This is a genomic window from Actinoalloteichus sp. GBA129-24 (assembly GCF_001941645.1).
Classification (GTDB): Bacteria; Actinomycetota; Actinomycetes; order Mycobacteriales; family Pseudonocardiaceae; genus Actinoalloteichus_A; species Actinoalloteichus_A fjordicus.
The window spans coordinates 4,127,448-4,146,091 of record NZ_CP016077.1; the positions used below are offsets into that span (position 1 = coordinate 4,127,448).

Below are 18,644 nucleotides of genomic sequence, written 5' to 3' on the forward strand. Positions count from 1 at the left end.
GCGTCCCGCGTCCCGCACCGACGGTGAGCCGACGAACTCGGCGCAATCGGTCCGCGAGGAAATACGGGGCCGGTCCGTGCGGAATAGATCACGTCGGTCTCGAATCGGGAATTTCCGCTGAGTTCAGAACGTCTCATCCTGGCGTCCCCGTAGTCGCGTCACCGCACTCCTGGAGAGCATTCTCGTGACCAACGCAGCAGACTTCGCCAAGATGAACGAGGGCGTCATCAAGGAGTTCCGAGAGAACGAAGGACAGGTCGGCGGCATGTTCGCAGGCTCACCGCTGGCCCTGGTGCACCACTTCGGTGCCAAGTCCGGTATCGAGCGCATCGCGCCCCTCGTCTACCTCGACGACGACGGCCGCATCTTCATCTTCGCGAGCAAGGGCGGCGACCCGAAGCACCCCGACTGGTACCACAACCTCGTCGCCACTCCGAGGACGACCGTGGAGATCGGCAACGAGACGATCGAGGTGACCGCCACGGTCATCACCGGCGAAGAGCGCGACGTGATCTACGCGAAGCAGTGCGCGGTGGCCCCGCAGTTCACCGATTACCAGAACAAGACCACCCGCGTCATCCCCGTGGTGGAGCTGGTCCGCACCTCGGGCTGACGACGCACCGACGACGGGGCCGGGCGGGCGGCGCCGGCCGGGCGAGCGGGTTCGGGCCGCCCGGCGGGGTATCGGTGCCGACGGATCCCCCGGCGACGACACGCCGGGCGTCGGTCCGGGTGTCGAATGCCGGGGCCGTCCCCGATCCCGGCCGGGTCCGGCGCCCGCGTCAACCGAAAGTGTCGGAAGAGCGGAACACCGTGGGCGTCGGGGCCGAACGGGATTCCCCCGTCGATTCCCGATCGGAGTCGTCGGAAGTCTTCTCGGACACCGCCGTCGGCCCTTCGGGGCAGGCCGGTGGTGAGCACGGCCCGCCCCGGCCCGGCATCTCCGGGAGCCCCGACGACGGTGCGGCGCGGCCGCCTCGGGCGGCCGCCGACGGCCTGGCCGACACGGCGGTCGGCGGACCCCGACACACCACGGCCGACGACCGGCGGGGCGGCCTCGCCCGCATCCGATGGGCTGTCTGTCGCGGCGGTCGTCGTCGGTTGTTGTGGATTAACTTCGATGAGCACTGAAACAACGGAGGCCGGTGACTGCAACCACCGACGCGTCAGGCGCCGTGGAGCCCGCCGGACCCCGGCGCCGCACCCCCGAGATCGATGCGTAACGAGAGCTCCGATCAACGACGCCCGATCGACCGAGGGCACGGCCCCAACTAACCGCACGGCCGTTCGTGCTAATTTGCACCAGCCGTCCTGATCGAGGAGTACCGAGGAGGAGTACCGGGCATGGCCGTCGTTCAGTCAGTCGCCAGCGTCACCCTCAACAGCCTGTCCCGCGTCTCGGCCGCACTGGCGGGCAGGGGCGCTTACCGGCTGATGCACATGCCCTTCGCCCGCAGCTCCCCTCGGCAGGCCGAACGCGAGCGGATGGGCACGGCCCACATCGAGCGGATGCGCGTCGGCGCCGCGTCCGTGGTCACCTACCGCTGGGGCAGCGGCGAACGTCCCGTGCTGCTCGTGCACGGCTGGCAGTCGCGCGGTTCGCGGCTCACCGATCTCGTTCCGGGGCTGCTCGACCAGGGCCACAGCGTCATCACCTTCGACGCGCCCGGCCACGGCGACTCGACCGGCCGCAGCGTCACCATCCTGGACTACCGCGAGATCATCACCCGGCTCCAGGACCGGTACGGCGTCTTCGAGGCCATCGTGGCCCACTCGATGGGCGTCCTCGGATCGTTCGACCCGCTGAGCCGAGGCGTCCAGACGCGACGGTTCGTGAGCATCAGCGGCGTCTGCGACTTCACCCATCTGGTCGAGGAGTTCTGCTCGACCCTGCGGCTGCGTGCGCAGGTGCAGGAGCAGATGTACTGCCTGGTCGGCGCGCGGCTCTTCCCCGACCTGCCCGCCGACCGGATGCCCTTCTCTGTCACGCACGCCGCCGACATCGTCTCGATGCCGGTCCTGGTCATCCACGACGAGCAGGACGACCTGGTCGAGCACGGACACGGCCTGCGCATCGCCGCCGCCCTGGGCGATCGGGCCCGGCTCGTCACCACGAACGGACTGGGCCATCGACGCATCCTCGGCGACGGCGAGGTCATCCGCACCGTGCTGGACTTCGTGAACGGCGGCGAGCCGCAGCGGACCGAAGCCGCCGAGAAGCACCCGACGGCTCCCCTCGCGGCCGAGTGATCGCCTGACGGGCAGGGAGCCTGTCTGCGGGCGGTCGAGGCCTCGCTCACTCGCTCGCCGCACGATCACGCGCACCCTCAGTACACTGCCGCGTTCAGGCACACGAGGTCTCGGCCCAGCAGACAGGCAGGCACGGGCATGGCAGCACGGGCACGTTCCGACGGAGACGGAAGAGTCGAGCGCGGGAACCAGACCCGCAGACTGATCCTGAAACGCAGCGTGGACACGGCGTCCGTCGAAGGACTCGAGGGCCTCTCGCTCGGCCGACTCGCGGCCGAACTCCAGCTCAGTAAGAGCGGGGTGTTCGCCCTCTTCGGGTCCAAGGTGGACCTGCAACTCGCCACGGTCCGGGCGGCGATCGCGATCTACGTCGAACACGTCGTGCTGCCTCCCCATGAGCTGCCGCCCGGTCTCGGCAGGCTCTGGAGGGTGTGCACCTCCTGGCTTCGCTACTCCCGAGGGCGGGTGTTCCCCGGCGGCTGTTTCTTCTACGCCGTCTCGGCGGAGTACGACGCCCGCGAAGGTCCGGTGCACGAGGCCCTCGCCGCAGCCCGCGCCGACTGGACCGGCTTCCTCGAGCGGACGGTCCGTGAGGCACAGCGGGTCGGCGAGGTGCGGGCGGAGGTCGACGGCCCTCAACTCGTCTTCGAGATGATCGCCCTGATGGAGCTGGCGAACGCCGAGTCCGTGATGCACGGCGACGACGGCTACTACGACAAGGCGACCAAGGGCATCATCACCAGACTGCGCGACGCGGCCGTCGACCCCACGCTGCTGCCCGAAGCATCGTCGCCGTCCGACGTCGGCTGAGGTCGACGACCGCATCGCCGGGCTCGACCTCCCGGCAGGATCGGGACCGGACCACGAAGGCCGCAGGACGCACGCGAGCAGCGTGGTGGACATCCCGTCGTGGGGCGAGACCGGCGGCCAGACGACCATCCGCGACGGCCGGGCGGCCTCACGCGGCGGTCTTCGGAACCGCGCTTCCTCGCGGCTCCGTCCGCTGCCCGACTCGCCGCGCCCGCCGTCACGTCGTCACCCCGCTCTCGCGGTGTCGACAGAAGTCGGCGATGCCGTCATCTCGGAGACTCGGAGATCGTGGCGATCGACGAGGCCTTCCAGCACTGCTCGAGGGCGTTCCTGCACCGCCCGCCTGCCATCGCCCCCGCATGACGGCAGGCGTCCTGCCCGGTCCGGCACGGGGGCAGGACGCCTGCGTCCGCTCAGCCGAGCCGCCGCCTCAGCCCTCGCTCGACGCCGCAGGCCTCGGTGTCAGGCGCAGCACGCTGCCTTCGCCGTTCGCCGAGAGGTAGAGCGCGCCGTCCCGATCCACCGCGAGGCCGGTGAACTGCCGGGGCAGGCCCGGCATGCCGTGGCAGAAGAGGGCGGGTTCGGCGCGGGTGATCCCCGGCGGGAGGCCCACCGGAAGGTCCTCGGCGTCGATCCGGTGCTCCCCCGTGCTGAGGCTGATCGCCCGCAGCCGCCGATGCTCGGTCTCCACGACGAACAGCTCGTCGCCCCGGATCGCCAGGCCCTGTGGCGCGCCGAGGTCGTCGGCGACGAGTACCGCCTCGCCGTCGTCGAGCCGGAACACCGCGCCGCGACCGGCATCGCTCACGTGACAGCGCTGCCGGTCGTCGAAGGCCACGTCCACGGGGTGGTCCAACCCGTCCGCGAGCACGGTGACGACGTCGTCCTCATCCACCGCAAGGACCCGGCCGGTTCCCGTCTCGGCGACGACGAGCGAGCCGTCGCCGCGCACGGCCAGGCCTGCGGGCCGATCCAGTCCATCGGCCCGCACCCGCACGGTTCGGGCGACCGGGTCGTAGGTGCACAGCCTGCCGTACTGCGAACTCACGTGCAGCAGGCCCTCGGCGGCGGCGACGCCGTGGACGAAGATCATCATCTCGCGGGTGCGGACGCCGCCCGGCTCCCCGGCCCGACTGCGCGAGCCGTCGAGAACGGCCGGGCCGCCGGGGCCGCCCGCGCTGCCCGAACCCCCGTGCCCCGCCGAAACCGCCGCGCTCGCCGAGTCCACCGGACTCGCAGGTTCCGCCGGACTCGCAGGTTCCGCCGGACTCGCAGCGTCCGCCGGACTCGCAGCGTCCGCCGGACTCGCAGCGTCCGCCGGACTCGCCAGCCGGTAGTGGTCGGCCGCATACACCGTGCCGTCGCCGCCGACCGCCACGCCGAACGGGCCGTCGAGCCCCTGCGGGACGACGTCCCTGGTCCGGCCGTCGGCGTGCAGCTCGGCGATGCCGCCGCTGGCATAGCTGGAGATGAACATCCGGTTCTCGTCGTCGAAGGCCGCGTTGTCCAGCCCCGTCACCCCGCTGGCGACGACCGTGCGCGATCCGGTGCCTGCGAGGTCGACGCCGGTCACGAGGCCCGCCGCCCCGCGCGACAGGACGAAGAGCACGCCGCCCCGATCGAAGCGCACCGCCACGGGCTCGTGCACCTCGTCGGCGACGAGCTCGGGCTCGCCGCCCTCGAGCGGAATCCGGAAGACCTGGTCGGTGAGCATGTGCGGGTAGTAGAGGCAGCCGTCCGGACCGAGCTGCATCGCATTGCCCATGACCAGTCCGTCGGTGAGCACCTTCGGCTCACCGCCGTCCGGGAACAGCTCCACCAGCCTGCCGTCGATCGTCATCTCGTTGACGAAGAGCCGATCGCCGACGCAGGTGATGCCGTTGGGCACCCGCAGCTGATCGGACACCAGGCTGAACTCGCCGCGCGGATCACGACGCCACACCCGGCCGGGCACGAGATCGGTGATGTACATCGAGCCGTCCGCTCCGAAGGCGAGGTCGTCCGGTGCCTGCACGACTCCGTCGGCGGGCACGATCACCTCGACGTCCCCGGAAGCGACGTCGACCGCGCTGATCTGCCCGGCGAGGAACTGCGCGACGTACAGCCGTCCGTCCGGTCCGAAGGCGACGCCGTTGGAGCCCCACAGCCGGTTCGGCCGATTGAGCCGCCGAATCTTCCACCGGGTGCTCGTCGGTCCGGAATGTCCCGCAGCGGCGAACCGGCTCGGCTGCGCGAACGCCTCGGCGCTCATTCGGCGTCGACCATGACGTCGTTCATTCCACCGCCGTCCCGCCAACGTCTGAGCAGTTCGTGGAACACGACGGGCCCGTCGCTGTAGGTCTCGCCGCGCGGGCGCGGTCGTCCCTCGTTGTTGTAGTAGCCGGGGGTGCACTCGGCCTGGAACCGGTACTGGTCCGGCGCGTTCGCCCGGAGGGTGGTCACCCAGGCCTCCTCGGCCGCCGCGCTCGGCTCGATGCGACGGGCCTTGCGCTCGCGTGCCTCGGCGACGACCTCGGCGACATGCTTCGCCTGCTCGTCGAGGACGTGCACGAAGTTGACCGAGGCCGCGTTCTGCAACGGGCCCAGATGGAACAGGTTGGGAAACCCGTTGCTGTAGAAGCCGTGCAGTGTCTTGGGACCACGCCCCCAGTACTCGGTGAGCGCCACCCCGTTGCGGCCGTATACCGGCAGACTGCCGGACAACACGCCCGAGATGCCGACCTCGAAGCCGGTCGCGAAGACGATGCAGTCGACCTCGTACTCCGTCCCGCCGACCACCACGGCGTTCTCGGTGATGCGCTCGACTCCCCCGTGATCGGCGGTGTCGACCAGCGTGACGTCGTCTCGGTTGAACGCCTCCAGGTAGTGATCGCTGAAGGTCGGGCGCTTGCACATGTAGCGGTACCAGGGCTTGAGGGCCTCGGCGGTCGCCGGGTCCTTGACGACGGCGTCGACCCTGGCACGGATCTCGTTCATCTTCTGGAAGTCGGCGATCTCGTTCACGTGCTCCCGCTCCTCGGGAGGCAGATCCCGGTAGGCATCGCTCGGGATGAGGTTCTGCAGCAGTCGGGCGCTGCCGGTCCAGCCGTCGGCTACCAGGTCCTCCTCGGCCTGACCGCCGTGAACGATCGTGAGGAAGTTGTCCATCCGGCGCCGCTGCCAGCCGGGAGTCAGCGACTCGGCCCACTTCGGGTCCGTGCGGCCGTTGCCTCGGACGTCGACCGAGGAGGGGGTGCGCTGGAACACGTACAGGTGCTGGGCGTCGCGGCCGAGGTGCGGCACGACCTGAATGGCGGTCGCGCCGGTCCCCACCAGTGCGACGCGCTTGTCCGCGAGCCGGTCCAGGCCGCCGTCGGCGTTACCGCCGGTGTAGTCGTAGTCCCAACGACTCGTGTGGAAGGTGTGCCCGGCGAAGGTCTCGATGCCGGGGATGCCGGGGAGCTTGGGCCTGCTCAGTGTTCCGCTGGACACCACGACGTGCCGCGCTCGCATCTCGTCGTCGCGGTTGGTGCGGACGATCCACTCCGACTTCTCGTCGTCCCAGCGCAGTTCGGTGGCCCTGGTCTGGAAACAGACGTCGCGGTAGAGGTCGAAGTGCCGCCCGATCGCTCTGGCGTGCTGCCGGATCTCCTCGCCCGGCGCGTACTTCCACTCCGGGACGTACCCGACCTCCTCCAGCAGCGGCATGTAGACGTAGGACTCGATGTCGCAGTGGATACCGGGATAGCGGTTCCAGTACCAGGTCCCGCCGAAGTCCCCCGCCTCCTCGATCACTCGGATGTCCTCGACGCCCGCCTGCCGAAGGCGGGCTCCGGTGAGCAGGCCGCCGAACCCGCCGCCGACGATCACCACCTCGACCCGGTCGTGCAGCGGCTCGCGGGTGCGCTCGACGTCGGAGTAGGGATCGTCCGCGTAGTAGCCGAAGTCGCCGTCGACGCGTCGGTACTGCGCGTTGCCGTCGGGTCGGATGCGGCGGTCTCGCTCGGCCCGATACCTGGCGCGGAGGGCCTCCGGGTCGAAGCCGAGCTGGTCGGGAAGCGCGGCGTGGGCGGCGGGGGGCTGGTCAGGCGTGGGCATGCAGGCCTCTCTGTCGTGTCGCCGGCGGTGTTCCTCGGTCGCGGAGCGGCTGTGGGCGGGCGAGGTCGCCGCCGTCCACAGCAGACCGATCGATCGACCTCGACCCGGGGCCTCGCGAGCGGCAGGGCGACGGCGCGGCCGCCCGCTCCCTCGCCCCTGCCGCGCACCGTCGGCACCCGGCATCCCGTGGCGCACCACAGGAGTGACCATCGGTGTTCCGGCGCCGGGCGCCCGGTCAGGTGCGGCGGCCCGGTTGTCGAGCTCGATCGACTCCAGCTAAGCGTCGCCTGATTGCTGAGTCAATCGACTGACTTAATCATCGCTGGTCACCGCCCCGGGTGATGCTGATCACAGAAAGTGACTGTGAAGTCTGCGTGAGGACCGGCGGGCGCCGAGGGACGCGCGGCGGCACCGAAGGTGCGGCTGCGGCCGCGTCTCAGCCCGGCTCGGCTGCCGAGGCCTCCGCCTGGCGATCCAGCGTCGCCGCCCAGCTCGCCAGCAGCCGCAGGGCGTCACGGGCGGTGCTGCCCGGCTCGGCGGTGTAGACGAGGAGGTTGAGTCCGGGGTCGGCGGTGAGGGTCAGCACCTCCCACGCGAGACCGAGGTCGCCGACCTGCGGATGCTGCATGTGCTTGACGCCGGAGTGGTGGAATCGCACGTTGTGCGCCGCCCAGCGCGTCCGGAACTCCTCGCTGCGGGTCGACAGCTCGCCGACCAGGTCGGAGAGCCCTCGGTCGTAGGGATCGCGGCCAGCCTCGGCCCGCAGCAGCCCCACGGTGTCGCTGGCGGCTCGCTCCCAGTCACGCCAGAACGCCCTCGCCCGAGGGTTGAGGAACAGGAAGCGGGCGTGGTTGGCAGGCCGGATCGGATCGGTGTACATCTCCGAGTACAGCGCGTGACCGAGCCGGTTGGCGGCGAGGATGTCGAGTCGCCCGTTGAGCACGAAGGCGGGCGCGTCGTCCATCGCGTCGAGGATGCGCTGCACGCTCGGCCGCACGCGATGCTGCTGCCGGCTGCGTCGCGGACGTGCCGTGGTGTTCGCCGAGCGTGCCAGGTCGAACAGGTGGGCACGTTCTGCGTCGTCCAGCTGCAACGCGCGGGCGAGGGCGCCCAGCACGCTCTCGGAGACGCCGCTGAGATTGCCCCGCTCCAGACGGGTGTAGTAGTCGACGCTCACCCCGGCGAGCAGCGCCGCCTCCTCCCGACGCAGGCCGGGAACACGCCGATTGCCGCCGTAGATGCTCAGCCCGGCCTGGTCCGGCGTGATCCTGCCCCGCCTGGAGGTCAGGAACTCGCGGATCTCGTTCCGGTAGTCCACGACCACCAGGGTAAGACCGGCCCGGACGTGCAGGGAGGTACTGCCGTTACCTGACTCGACAGGTCCTCCCGAGGCCGCGTCAGTGCGGGTTTCATCCTCGGTGGTCCAGGGGACCCGGAGAGCGAGCACGACGATCCGACCGTCATCGAAGACGGCCTCGCCGCCCCGGAGACGTCCCTGGGCAGCCCATCGACGAAGACGATTCGAGAGAAGGAAGCTCATGCGAGCCACCTTGATCTACGGTGCCGGTGACGTGCGGGTGGAGGACGTTCCCGACGCCAGGCTGCGCGAGCCCACCGACGCCGTGGTGCGGGTCCTGCGGTCGTGTGTCTGCGGCAGCGACCTGTGGCCCTTCGGCTCCCGACCCGCCTCCGCGCACGGCGACCGGATGGGACACGAGTTCCTCGGCGTGGTGGAGGAGGTCGGCTCGGCGGTGTCCGGGCTGACGGCCGGTGACGTGGTGGTCGCCCCGTTCGTCTGGGCGGACAACACCTGTGACTTCTGCGCCGAGGGTCTGCAGACCTCGTGCAGGCACGGCGGGAACTGGGGCGCGCCCGACGTCGACGGCGGCCAGGGCGAGGCCGTGCGGGTTCCCCAGGCGCAGGGCACGCTGGTCCGACTGCCCGTCGCGGAGGACTCCGCGCTGCTGCCGTCGCTGCTCACCCTCTCCGACGTCCTGCCGACCGGCCATCACTGCGCGGTGACGGCCGGGGTCGGACCCCGCACCACCGTCACGGTGATCGGCGACGGCGCCGTCGGGCTCTCGGCCGTGCTGGCCGCCAAGCGGCTCGGCGCCGAACGCATCCTGCTGATGGGCAGGCACGCCGACCGCACCGACCTCGGCCGCGAGTTCGGCGCCACCGACGTCGTCGCCGAGCGCGGCGCGGCGGGCGTCGAGCGGGTCCGCGAGCTGACCGGCGGCGACGGCACGCACGCCGTGCTGGAGTGCGTGGGCACCCTGCCCGCGATCGAGACGGCCTTCGGCGTGGTCCGCGACGGCGGCGCGGTCAGCAGGGTCGGCGTGCCGCAGTACTCCGAGGTCCCCATGGACTTCGGCGTGTTCCTGCGCAACGTCACCCTCACCGGCGGGGTCGCGCCCGCCCGCGCCTACATCGACGAACTGCTGCCCGCCGTGCTCGACGGTGTCATCCAGCCCGGCAAGGTGTTCGACCGGACCGTGAGCCTGGACAAGGTGGCCGACGGCTACCGTGCGATGGCCGACCGCACCGCGCTGAAGGTGCTCGTCCAGCCCTGAGCCGCTCGTTTCGATCCTTAAGCGACTTGCCGGAGCGGACAGGCCGAGGTGGCGAGGGTCCGGTGTCCTCGCCACCTCCGGCGCGGCGGCGGCCGCGCGTCGGCTCGGCTCAGCCGACGCCGATCACCAGGCGACCGGCAGTTCGTAGACGCCGTAGACGAAGCCGTCGTGCTTGAAGGGCACCTCGTCGAAGTCGACGGCGAGCCGCAGACCGGGGATGCGTCGGTAGAGCGTGCTGTAGACGGCCTGGAGTTCCAGCCGCGCCAACGACTGCCCGAGACACTGATGTCCGCCGAAGCCGAAGGCCACGTGGTGCCGGGCCTCCCGCAGCACGTCGAGCCGATCGGGATCGGGGAAGGCCTCGGCGTCCCGGTTGGCGATCTCGTTGGGCAGCACCAGGCCTTCGCCCGCCTGCACGGTCTGCCCGCCGACCTCGATGTCGGCCATGGCCACCCGGCGCCTGCCGCCGTGGGTGATGTTGAGGTAGCGCAGCAGTTCGTCGACCGCGCCCGCGACGACCTTCGGATCGTCGGCGTCGCGCACGAGGGCGAGCTGATCGGGGTTGCGCAGCAGGGCGAGCGTGCTCAGCGCGATCATGTTCGCGGTGGTCTCGTGCCCGGCGATCAGCAGGAGCACCGCCATCGACGTGGCCTCCGGCGTGGTCAGCTCACCCTTGGTGATCCGCGCGGCCAGCCGGGACAGCAGGTCGTCGCCGGGATCGTCGATCTTGGCGGTCACCAGGGTGTGGAGGTAGCCACCCAGCCGTTCGATGGCGGCGGCCCGCTGCTCCGGCGTCGAGTTCCGGTTGATGAGGGTCCGGCTGTTGCTCTGGAAGAACTCGTGATCGGCGTAGGGGACGTCGAGCAGGTCGCAGATCACCAGCGACGGCACCGGGAGGGCGAAGGCCTCCACGAGGTCCACCGGCGTCGGCCCGGCCAGCATGTCGTCGATGGCATCGTCGATGATCTTCTGCACGGCAGGCCGCATGGCCGCCACCCGTTTCACCGTGAACTCGGCGCTGACCATCCGACGCAGCCGGGCGTGCTCGGGGTCGTCCATCCCGATGAAGCTGAGGCTCCCGGCCTTGCCGGGGGCCTGGCGCGGGTAGTCGGGGCGGGTCATGTCTGCGCTGACCCTGGCGTCACCCAGCACCGCGCGCTGTTCGGCATAGCGGGTGACCAGCCAGGGCGTGCTGCCGTCCCAGAGCCGGACCCGCGTCAGCGGTGCCTCCTCCTGGAGGGTGCGCAGCTCCGGGGGCGGGTCGAAGGGACAGCCCTGCGCCCTGGGCATGGGGTATTCGGGGGTCTCTGCGGAGGGTTCGGTCGTGCTCGTCATCGTGATCCTTCCGGTGAGGGTGCCCGCCCGCGCAGACGGCGAAGGGCGGTACGGGGAGGGGTGGTACGGCGACGGGCGTTCGGCGACGGAACGGCCGGGCGGCAGGCGGCGGGCCCGAGGCTCAGCGATCCGCCGTCGCGGTGCGGGCTCGCGCCGCCGTCACGTGCTGTGTCACCTGCTGCGGTGCCGCGTCATTCGCGGGCGAGCGCTCCGGTCTCGGTTCGGCCAGCTGCCGTCGATGGGCGCGGGCCTGCTTGGGCATGTTCCAGCCCAGGACGCCGACGGCCTCGCCGCCTCGGCGATAGAGCGCGACGAAGCGGCGCGCGGCGACCTCGCCTTCCACGATCGTCACCTCGGCGTCGGCTCCGGGCAGGCCGTGGATCTGGAGCCGCGCCCGGAACTGGTCGGTCCAGAAATAGGGCACCGGCACGTACGAGCAGCGCCCGCCGAGCAGGTTGTCGGCGACCACGCCCGCCTGCTCGGCGGCATTGGTGCGGTTCTCCAGTCGCAGCGAGGCGCCGAGCCGCTCGTGGTGCCAGCGGGCGACGTCGCCCACCGCGTAGATCCCCGCCTCGGCGCGGCAGTGGGCGTCGCACACCACTCCGTCGGCCAGGCGCAGCCCGCTGCCGCGCAGCCAGTCCGTCGCGGGCACGGCGCCGAGTGCCACCAGGACCACGTCCGCCGGGAGCACCTCCCCGTCGGCCAGTCGGACTCCGGTCACCCGGCCGTCGGGTGCGGCGGTCAGGCCGGTCACGGCGGTTCCGAGCCGAAGTCGGACGCCGTGTTCGGCGTGCAGCTCCGCCAGCGTATCCGCCACCAGCGGACCGAGCTGGGCGGCCAGCGGGGCCTGCTGCGGCCCGGCCAGGACGACGTCCAGGCCCATGCCGCGCGCGGTGGCGGCGACCTCCGCACCGAGCACCCCGTCCCCGACCACGACCAGTCGAGCCGAGTCCCGCAGGTCGGCCCGCAAGGCGAGCGCGTCGTCCAGGGTGCGCAGCACGTGGACGCCGCGGATGCCTGCCTGGTCGGGCAGCAGGCGTGGGCGGGCGCCGGTCGCCAGCACGACGGCGTCCGCGCTCAGGCTGAGCCCGGCTGTGGTGCGGACGGTCCGCGTCGGCACGTCCAACGCGGCGGCCGCATCGCCGAGGACGAGCCGGGCGTCCAGGGCGTCGAGGGCCTCCGGAGTCCGCAGCCGGGAGCGCTCGGGCTCCCACGTCCCGCCGAGGACCTGTTTGGACAGCGGGGGTCGGTCGTAGGGCGGATGAGCCTCGTCGCCGAGCAGGGTCAGCTCGCCGCCATAACCCTTGCGGCGTAACGCCTCCGCAGTGGCGAGCCCTGCGGCGGACGCCCCGACCACCAGGACCCCTGCGAGTGTGCTCACGCCGTCCCGCTGAGCTGGATCACGGCGGCGGGGCACACGTCGGCGGCCTCACGGACCCTGTCGTGGAACTCCTCGGCGGGCTCGGCGTCCAGCAGCACCACGACGCCGTCCTCGTCACGCTGGTCGAACACCTCGGGCACGGCCAGGACGCACGAGCCCGCGCCGCAGCATTTGTCCTCGTCCACAGAGATCTTCATCGGTTGCACTCCTCATCACGGCGGGTGCCGGGCCTCGCCCACGGTGGTGCCCGCCTGTCGATCCGTCTTCGATCACACGTCGGTCACCGTGACCGGCGCGAGCCACATCCCGGTGATCGCGTCGATCAGGCCGGTAGCGGCGTCCTCCCAGGTGGCCCGGGCCGTGAGCGTTCCCTCGGCCAGGGCGCGCTCCCGCTCGGCGCAGGTGTGGGACATCAGATAGCGGGCCATCGCGCTGCGCTCGACATGCACCGGCAAGGGCAGCATCGGCAGACAGCGGTTGAGTCCGTCGAGCACCTGCTGGATGGGCTGGGTGCTCAGCGCCTCGTCGATGATGATCCGTCGGAGGCCGGGGTCGGTCATGACCTGGGCGCCGAACCGGGCGTACCAGGTGGGTCCGCCCAGCTCCGCCAGGTGTTCGGTGAACGGGCGCACCAGGCAGGCCACCCAGTCGCGCACCTCGTCGCTGTCGCCGATCTCGGCGAGCATCCGAATGCGGATCAGCTCCACCGGCTCGGCGTGTCGGCGCACGATGGCACGGACCAGGTCCGCCTTGGTACCGAAGTGGTAGCCGACAGCGAAGTTGTTGCCCTGCCCGGCGGCCTCGCCGACCTGGCGGTTGGACACCGCGAACACCCCGTGCTCGGCGAACAGCCGCTCCGCCGCGCTCAGGATCAGCTCTCGAGTCTCCTCGACCTGCTCGGCTCTTCTCGTTCTGCCCGGCATCGTCACCACCGCACCGAGCCGCCGCGCCGCCCGGCGGGGATGAGGCCCTGGACACGCCGCCGCCCGGTACCGGGTGCCGCCTCGTCGCCGCCGGGCAGCGTCGCAAGCGCCGACCCCTGCGGACCGCACGGCTCCGCAGGCGCCGTCAGGGCGGTGATCGGGCGGTTCAGCGCCTGCTGCGCGTCACTGCGCGTCATGAGGCCTCCTCCAGTGGATCTCGATCGACTCAAGCTAAGCGGGCTTCGTGATTTGAGTCAAGCGACTGACTTAACACGTTCGGTTGACTCCGGACATGGTCCCCGACGCCGCAGGCGGACCCGAGGCCGGCGTCGCTCCCGCCCGCTCCCCCGCCTGGCAGGGCATGGCCGCCACCCGCCCTGCGACCGGTCCTGCTCGCCACCTCGGAAGACCGCGCGGACCCGCAGTCAGCCGACCGGGCGCGCAGACCGACACGCCCGGCAGGGGGCCGCCCGACGCGCCGAGCCGTTGCACGGGAGCACGCCGAGGACGGCCCGAGGTTCGTACCCCTGAAGACGCTGCGCGAGACGACGGGACGCGCCAGAGTCGAAGACAGCGACCCCGACCACCCGAATACCGCCGAACGGACCCGCCGCCGCCCGACGGGCGGATCACCCGCGCCGACCTACGGCTAATCTAAGTCAACCGACTGATTTAATTCTCTCCTTCTCCCCTCACCCGGTCAGGACGAAAGGCTTCACCATGTCGAGTGCTTCGGCACGAACCACCGACGTCGGGACGGTCGCCCCGCCACGCACGAACGTCGTCGTCTCGGTGCTGGCGATGGCAGGCATCGTCGTGGCGCTGATGCAGACCCTCGTCATCCCGCTGATCCCCGAACTTCCCCGGCTGCTGAACGCGACCACGGCGGACGCGAGCTGGGTGATCACCGCGACGCTGCTGTCCGCCGCCGTCGCCACCCCCACGATCGGCCGGCTGGGCGACATGTACGGCAAGAGACGCATGCTGCTGGTGAGCCTGGCGCTCCTGGTGACAGGTTCGGTCATCGGCGCGCTCAGCAACTCGCTTGCGCCCATGATCGTCGGGCGAGTGCTGCAGGGCCTCGCCGCAGGCGTGATCCCGCTGGGGATCAGCATCATGCGGGACGAACTGCCCGCCGAACGGCTGGGCTCGGCGACGGCGATGATGAGCGCGTCACTCGGCGTGGGCGGCGCGCTCGGGCTGCCCACCGCGGCGCTGCTGGCCGAGTACACCGACTGGCACGTGCTGTTCTGGGCGTCCGCCGTCCTCGGGGCGACCGCCGCCGGACTGGTGTTCGCCCTGGTGCCCGAATCCCGCATCCGCACCGGAGGCCGCTTCGACCTCGTCGGCGCGATCGGGCTGTCGACCGCGTTGATCTGTCTGCTGCTGGGCGTCTCCAAGGGCGCCGACTGGGGATGGACCAGCGGGCTCACCACCACGATGTTCGCCGTCACCGCCGTGGTGCTCGCGGCCTGGGGCTGGTGGGAGCTGCGGACCCGGCAGCCGCTGGTGGACCTCCGCACCACCATGCGTCGCCAGGTGCTGCTGACCAACCTCGCCTCGGCGGTGTTCGGCTTCTCGATGTTCGCGATGTCGCTGGTGATGCCGCAGCTGCTGCAGCTGCCCACCGCCACCGGGTACGGGCTGGGCCAGCCGATGATGACCGTCGGGCTGGTCATGGCGCCGTCCGGGCTGGTCATGATGGCGATGGCCCCGGTGTCGGCCCGCATCTCACGACTGAGCGGGCCGAGGACGACGCTGATGGTGGGCGCCGTCGTGGTCGCGGCAGGCTACGGCCTGAGCATGGTGCTGATGTCGGCGATCTGGCAGCTGATGTTGATCTCCAGCATCATCGGGGCAGGCATCGGCATCGCTTACGGGGCGATGCCCGCACTCGTCATGTCGGCCGTGCCCGTGTCGGAGACGGCCGCCGCCAACAGCCTGAACACGCTGATGCGGTCGATCGGCACCTCGCTGTCCAGCGCGGTGGCAGGCGTCGTCCTCGCGCAGTTGACCATCACGCTCGGCTCTACCGCCGTCCCGTCCCAGAACGGTTTCCGCGTGGTCATGGCCATCGGAGCGGGCGCGGCACTGGCCGCCGCCGTCATCGCCGCCTTCCTGCCCAGGCGGCGGCCGAGCGTGCCGTCCTCGGTGGCGACGGAGAAGGCCGCACCCGCCGAGCTCGCGAGCTGACGGCCGCGTAGCGGAGTGGTCCGCCCTGGACGCAGGCAAGACCGATCCACCTGGGCCGATCCGACGCCGGCGGTCGTCCAGGCGGCGTGGTCACCGCCCCGACTCACTCCTGGGGCGCCCTCCGGACGCGGCCGATCCGTCGGGCCGGACCCGGCGGCACACCGGTCGGGGGCGCGGCGAGTAGGTGAGCGGGCCGGGCCGCCGCCGTCCGCCCCGACCACGAACACGGGTGCGGCGCCGAGCCAGGACGCCTGCTGTCGAGGGCCGGGAGCCGCCCGGTGCCGATCATCGACGAGGATCTTCTCCCCGCGCGTCGACCGGCACCGACGCCGTCACCGAGGCAGCGAAGCCAACACGGCCGCCAGTTCGTCGGGCCGGCTGGCGAACGGGCTGTGGTCGCCGGGGAGCGTGTGCACCGTGAACGGCTCGCCGGGCATCGCCTCGTCGGCCTCGGCGATCATCAGGTCCTGTGCGGCGGGCAGGAACGCCTGGTCCTCCGCACAGCGCAGGAAGGTGCGCGGGATGCTCCCCCAGCGCTGCGGGGTCAGGGCGACCGGACTGCTCGGGATCGACAGCGGCAGGTCCGGGGTCAGCGCCGACCGCCACCGGTCCAACCGATCGGCGGGCACGTCCCCGTAATAGGTCCGGTGCAGTTCGTCGACATAGCGCTGCTCCGTCGAGATCGGATTGATCCGGATCGCACCGATCGCCGCCGGATCGCCGATCGTCAGGCCCGCGCCGCGATCGACGGTGTTCTCCGGCGCGCTCGCGTAGTCGAGGAAGCGAGGCCGGCCCGCCGGGACGAAGGAGGACAGGTAGACGATCCGATCGACGAGTTCCGGGGCCCGCTCGGCGGCCAGCGAGGCGGGTCCGCCTCCTGCGCTGTGCGCGACCAGGACCACCGCCCGAGCGTGGCCGCGGACGGCGCGCAGGGCGGCCAGCACGGCGTCGGCGCAGTCGTCCATGGTCAGTCCGGCCAGTTCCGACTTCTCGGTGCTCATCGTGTTCTGATCACCGGTGAGGTATCCGGTGGGAAGGGGCGCGTCGAAGCCGTGGCCGGGCAGGTCCACCGCGATGCTCGCGACGCCGCGTCCGGCAAGGGCACGCTGGGTCGAGACCCATTGCCGGGAGCTGTGCCAGGCGCCGTGGACGAGGACGAACATCGTGTCGATCGGGGATACGGTCATGATCCTCATCTCATCGGCGACGAGCATCGTCATCGACCGATATGTCTGACACACTGCCCCGCGATACCTGTCGGATATCGCCGCTGATCGAGAGGGCCCGCGTCATGGAGGCACGTCACCTGCGCTACGCGGTGGCGCTGGCCGAGCACCAGCACTTCGGCCGAGCCGCGGCGGCGATCGGGATCGCGCAGCCGCCGTTGTCGAAGCAGATCGCCGCCCTGGAACAGGAGGTCGGCGCCCGATTGTTCGACCGGACGTCGCACGGGGTCTTCCCGACGGCGGCAGGCGAGGCGTTCCTCGTGCGCGCGCACCGGGCCCTGGCCGAGATGTCCGCCGCCGCGATCGACTCCGGACGCGCGGCGCGCGGCGAGACCGGCCGACTGCGGATCGGCTTCGTCGCCTCGGCGCTGCTCGAACCGCTGCCCGTCGTGCTCGTCCGGTTCGGCAGGGAACGGCCGGATGTGCGGCTGAGCCTGCACGAGATGGCGACGAGCCGAAGCACCGCCGCGCTGGTCAGCGGCGAGCTGGACGTCGCGATCGGGCTCGGCGCACCGCGCGGAGCAGGCGCCGAGGGCCTCGTCCAGGTCACGCTCGGCCACGACCACCTGGTGGCTGCGGTGGCGCGGTCACACCCCTATGCGGGGCAGCAGACGATCGGACTGGACCAGCTCCGGCAGCAGCACCTCATCATCTCCTCCGGCGAGGACGAGCCCGGCGTGATCGGCATGCTGCGCACCCTCTTCGGCGCGGACTCCAGGGCGTTGGAGGGTGCCACCGTCGCGCGAGACGTCCACACCATCGCGGGGCTGGCCGCCTGCGGCGTCGGAGTCGGCCTCGGTCCGTCCCGGATGCGGCTGATCACCCGGACCGATCTCTGGGTCTGTGCGGTGGCGCCGCGCACGCTGCTGCCCGAACTCACACTGGCATTCCGAGCGGCCGACGACTCTCCCGTGCTGGCGGCGTTCCTCGATGCCATCCGCTCCCACTGCGCGGACATCGACGACGCACTGGGCCGTCGACTCGGTTCGCGCTGAGCGATTCCCCTCCGGTGCGGCGCACTCCGTCGATCGGGTCCGCCCCACCGCACGTCGGCGCCGCGCTGGAATCGCCGCTCCCGCCGCACTGCGGTGCTGGTCCGCGCGCCGAGTCCGGGCCCGCGACGCCGACGGACGGCGGGCACACCAGCGGGTGACCGGGCCCCGAGGCCGTCGTTCGAGCAGCGAGGCCGCCCGGTTTGATGCGCACCGGTCGCGGCCGCGCGGTGCTCGCAGGCAGGCCCTGGAATCTCGGCTCCATCGAGCCGGGCCGTCGCCACTGGAGGGTCCTCCACCGCGCTGGCTCACTTGCGCCGGTTGCCCAGTTGGGACAGACGATTCCCTACGCAGGTCCCGGCCCGGCCAGCAGAATCACCGGGGTCCGGGACTGCGTCCATCGAGACGCGGGGGGAGAGTCCCGGACCGCGTCCGAACACCCACGGGGGAACCAGACATGCCCGCCAGAGCCGAGCCGGACCGACTCGCCGCTGCCACGGTGCTGGTCGGCACGGCGAGCAGGTACGCCGCGCCTGCCGCCGTCGCGGCGGAGCGGACTGCCGAGGCGACGCGGGCCGTCGTCGCTCAGCACCGCAGCGACCACGCCGCGCCGGGGCGACAGCCGTGGTCTCAGCCCACGACCCGAGGTGGAGCGTCACCAGCGGGACGAGACGGCTCGGTCCCGCGCGCCGCCCTTCGCGTAGGCCGACGCCGGGGACCCGCCGTCCGACCACCGGCCCCGGCTCCGGGTCCAACCCGGCGGCGACCGCAGGCGACCGCGCCGCGTTCGTCGCGGTCGACGTCGTCGATCCGTTCTCACTCTCCGGCGGTGTGACGCCGCTCGACGCGGCCGGGACGACCGCGCTGTCCGACGCGCATTGATC

General features: G+C 71.5%; 16 protein-coding genes. 7 read left to right on the plus strand and 9 right to left on the minus strand.

Going from position 1 to position 18,644, the window contains the following annotated elements:
• The first annotated feature begins 184 nt into the window (after positions 1-184).
• The 3 genes from UA75_RS17875 to UA75_RS17890 all read left to right on the plus strand — a co-directional run bounded on the left by UA75_RS17875 (position 185) and on the right by UA75_RS17890 (position 3,060).
• Positions 185-613, plus strand: coding sequence for a nitroreductase family deazaflavin-dependent oxidoreductase (locus UA75_RS17875; RefSeq protein WP_075741213.1), 429 nt, complete (start codon positions 185-187; stop codon positions 611-613).
• A 731-nt stretch (positions 614-1,344) separates the two neighbouring features.
• Positions 1,345-2,250 (plus strand): alpha/beta hydrolase, encoded by a 906-nt coding sequence (locus UA75_RS17885; RefSeq protein ID WP_075741215.1) that lies wholly within the window; start codon positions 1,345-1,347, stop codon positions 2,248-2,250.
• 138 nt (positions 2,251-2,388) lie between these two features.
• Positions 2,389-3,060, plus strand: coding sequence for a TetR/AcrR family transcriptional regulator (locus UA75_RS17890; protein ID WP_075741216.1), 672 nt, complete (start codon positions 2,389-2,391; stop codon positions 3,058-3,060).
• A 430-nt stretch (positions 3,061-3,490) separates the two neighbouring features.
• Here the strand turns inward: UA75_RS17890 and UA75_RS17895 are convergent, their stop codons facing one another.
• From UA75_RS17895 to UA75_RS17905, 3 genes are all read right to left on the minus strand, one after another.
• Positions 3,491-5,311, minus strand: a complete 1,821-nt coding sequence (locus UA75_RS17895; protein WP_075741217.1) for an SMP-30/gluconolactonase/LRE family protein — start codon at positions 5,309-5,311, stop codon at positions 3,491-3,493.
• On the minus strand, positions 5,308-7,137 hold the full coding sequence (locus tag UA75_RS17900) for a flavin-containing monooxygenase (protein ID WP_075743928.1): 1,830 nt from the start codon (positions 7,135-7,137) through the stop codon (positions 5,308-5,310). The genes UA75_RS17895 and UA75_RS17900 overlap by 4 nt, the downstream gene beginning before the upstream one ends.
• A gap of 436 nt (positions 7,138-7,573) precedes the next feature.
• Positions 7,574-8,464, minus strand: coding sequence for a helix-turn-helix transcriptional regulator (locus tag UA75_RS17905; protein ID WP_232237853.1), 891 nt, complete (start codon positions 8,462-8,464; stop codon positions 7,574-7,576).
• A gap of 211 nt (positions 8,465-8,675) precedes the next feature.
• Here UA75_RS17905 and UA75_RS17910 point away from each other — a divergent pair, with 211 nt between their 5' ends.
• Positions 8,676-9,710, plus strand: coding sequence for a zinc-binding dehydrogenase (locus tag UA75_RS17910; RefSeq protein ID WP_075741218.1), 1,035 nt, complete (start codon positions 8,676-8,678; stop codon positions 9,708-9,710).
• Positions 9,711-9,833: 123 nt separating this feature from the next.
• Here the strand turns inward: UA75_RS17910 and UA75_RS17915 are convergent, their stop codons facing one another.
• From UA75_RS17915 to UA75_RS17935, 5 genes are all read right to left on the minus strand, one after another.
• On the minus strand, positions 9,834-11,045 hold the full coding sequence (locus UA75_RS17915) for a cytochrome P450 (protein WP_075741219.1): 1,212 nt from the start codon (positions 11,043-11,045) through the stop codon (positions 9,834-9,836).
• Positions 11,046-11,166: 121 nt separating this feature from the next.
• The gene (locus UA75_RS17920; RefSeq protein ID WP_083690763.1) at positions 11,167-12,426 is read right to left on the minus strand and encodes an NAD(P)/FAD-dependent oxidoreductase; all 1,260 of its coding nucleotides are present in this window, start codon (positions 12,424-12,426) and stop codon (positions 11,167-11,169) included.
• A complete protein-coding gene (locus UA75_RS17925) occupies positions 12,423-12,623 on the minus strand; it encodes a ferredoxin (RefSeq protein ID WP_075741220.1) in 201 nt (66 codons plus the stop codon). Before UA75_RS17925 ends, UA75_RS17920 begins: the two co-directional genes overlap by 4 nt.
• A gap of 72 nt (positions 12,624-12,695) precedes the next feature.
• Complete coding sequence (locus UA75_RS17930; RefSeq protein WP_075741221.1) at positions 12,696-13,349, minus strand: TetR/AcrR family transcriptional regulator; 654 nt, start codon at positions 13,347-13,349, stop codon at positions 12,696-12,698.
• Between the two features lie 2 nt (positions 13,350-13,351).
• Entirely contained in the window at positions 13,352-13,546 is a 195-nt protein-coding gene (locus tag UA75_RS17935; RefSeq protein WP_075741222.1) for a hypothetical protein, read from the minus strand.
• A gap of 523 nt (positions 13,547-14,069) precedes the next feature.
• Here UA75_RS17935 and UA75_RS17940 point away from each other — a divergent pair.
• Complete coding sequence (locus UA75_RS17940; protein ID WP_075741223.1) at positions 14,070-15,542, plus strand: MFS transporter; 1,473 nt, start codon at positions 14,070-14,072, stop codon at positions 15,540-15,542.
• A gap of 332 nt (positions 15,543-15,874) precedes the next feature.
• Here the strand turns inward: UA75_RS17940 and UA75_RS17945 are convergent, their stop codons facing one another.
• Positions 15,875-16,729 (minus strand): alpha/beta fold hydrolase, encoded by an 855-nt coding sequence (locus tag UA75_RS17945; protein WP_075743930.1) that lies wholly within the window; start codon positions 16,727-16,729, stop codon positions 15,875-15,877.
• A 104-nt stretch (positions 16,730-16,833) separates the two neighbouring features.
• Between UA75_RS17945 and UA75_RS17950 the strand changes: the two genes are divergently transcribed.
• Positions 16,834-17,763 carry a LysR family transcriptional regulator gene (locus UA75_RS17950; RefSeq protein ID WP_075741224.1) on the plus strand — a complete coding sequence of 310 codons (930 nt, stop codon included), beginning with the start codon at positions 16,834-16,836 and terminating at the stop codon, positions 17,761-17,763.
• Positions 17,764-18,384: 621 nt separating this feature from the next.
• Entirely contained in the window at positions 18,385-18,642 is a 258-nt protein-coding gene (locus UA75_RS33085; protein ID WP_075741225.1) for a hypothetical protein, read from the plus strand.
• Positions 18,643-18,644 lie beyond the last annotated feature (2 nt).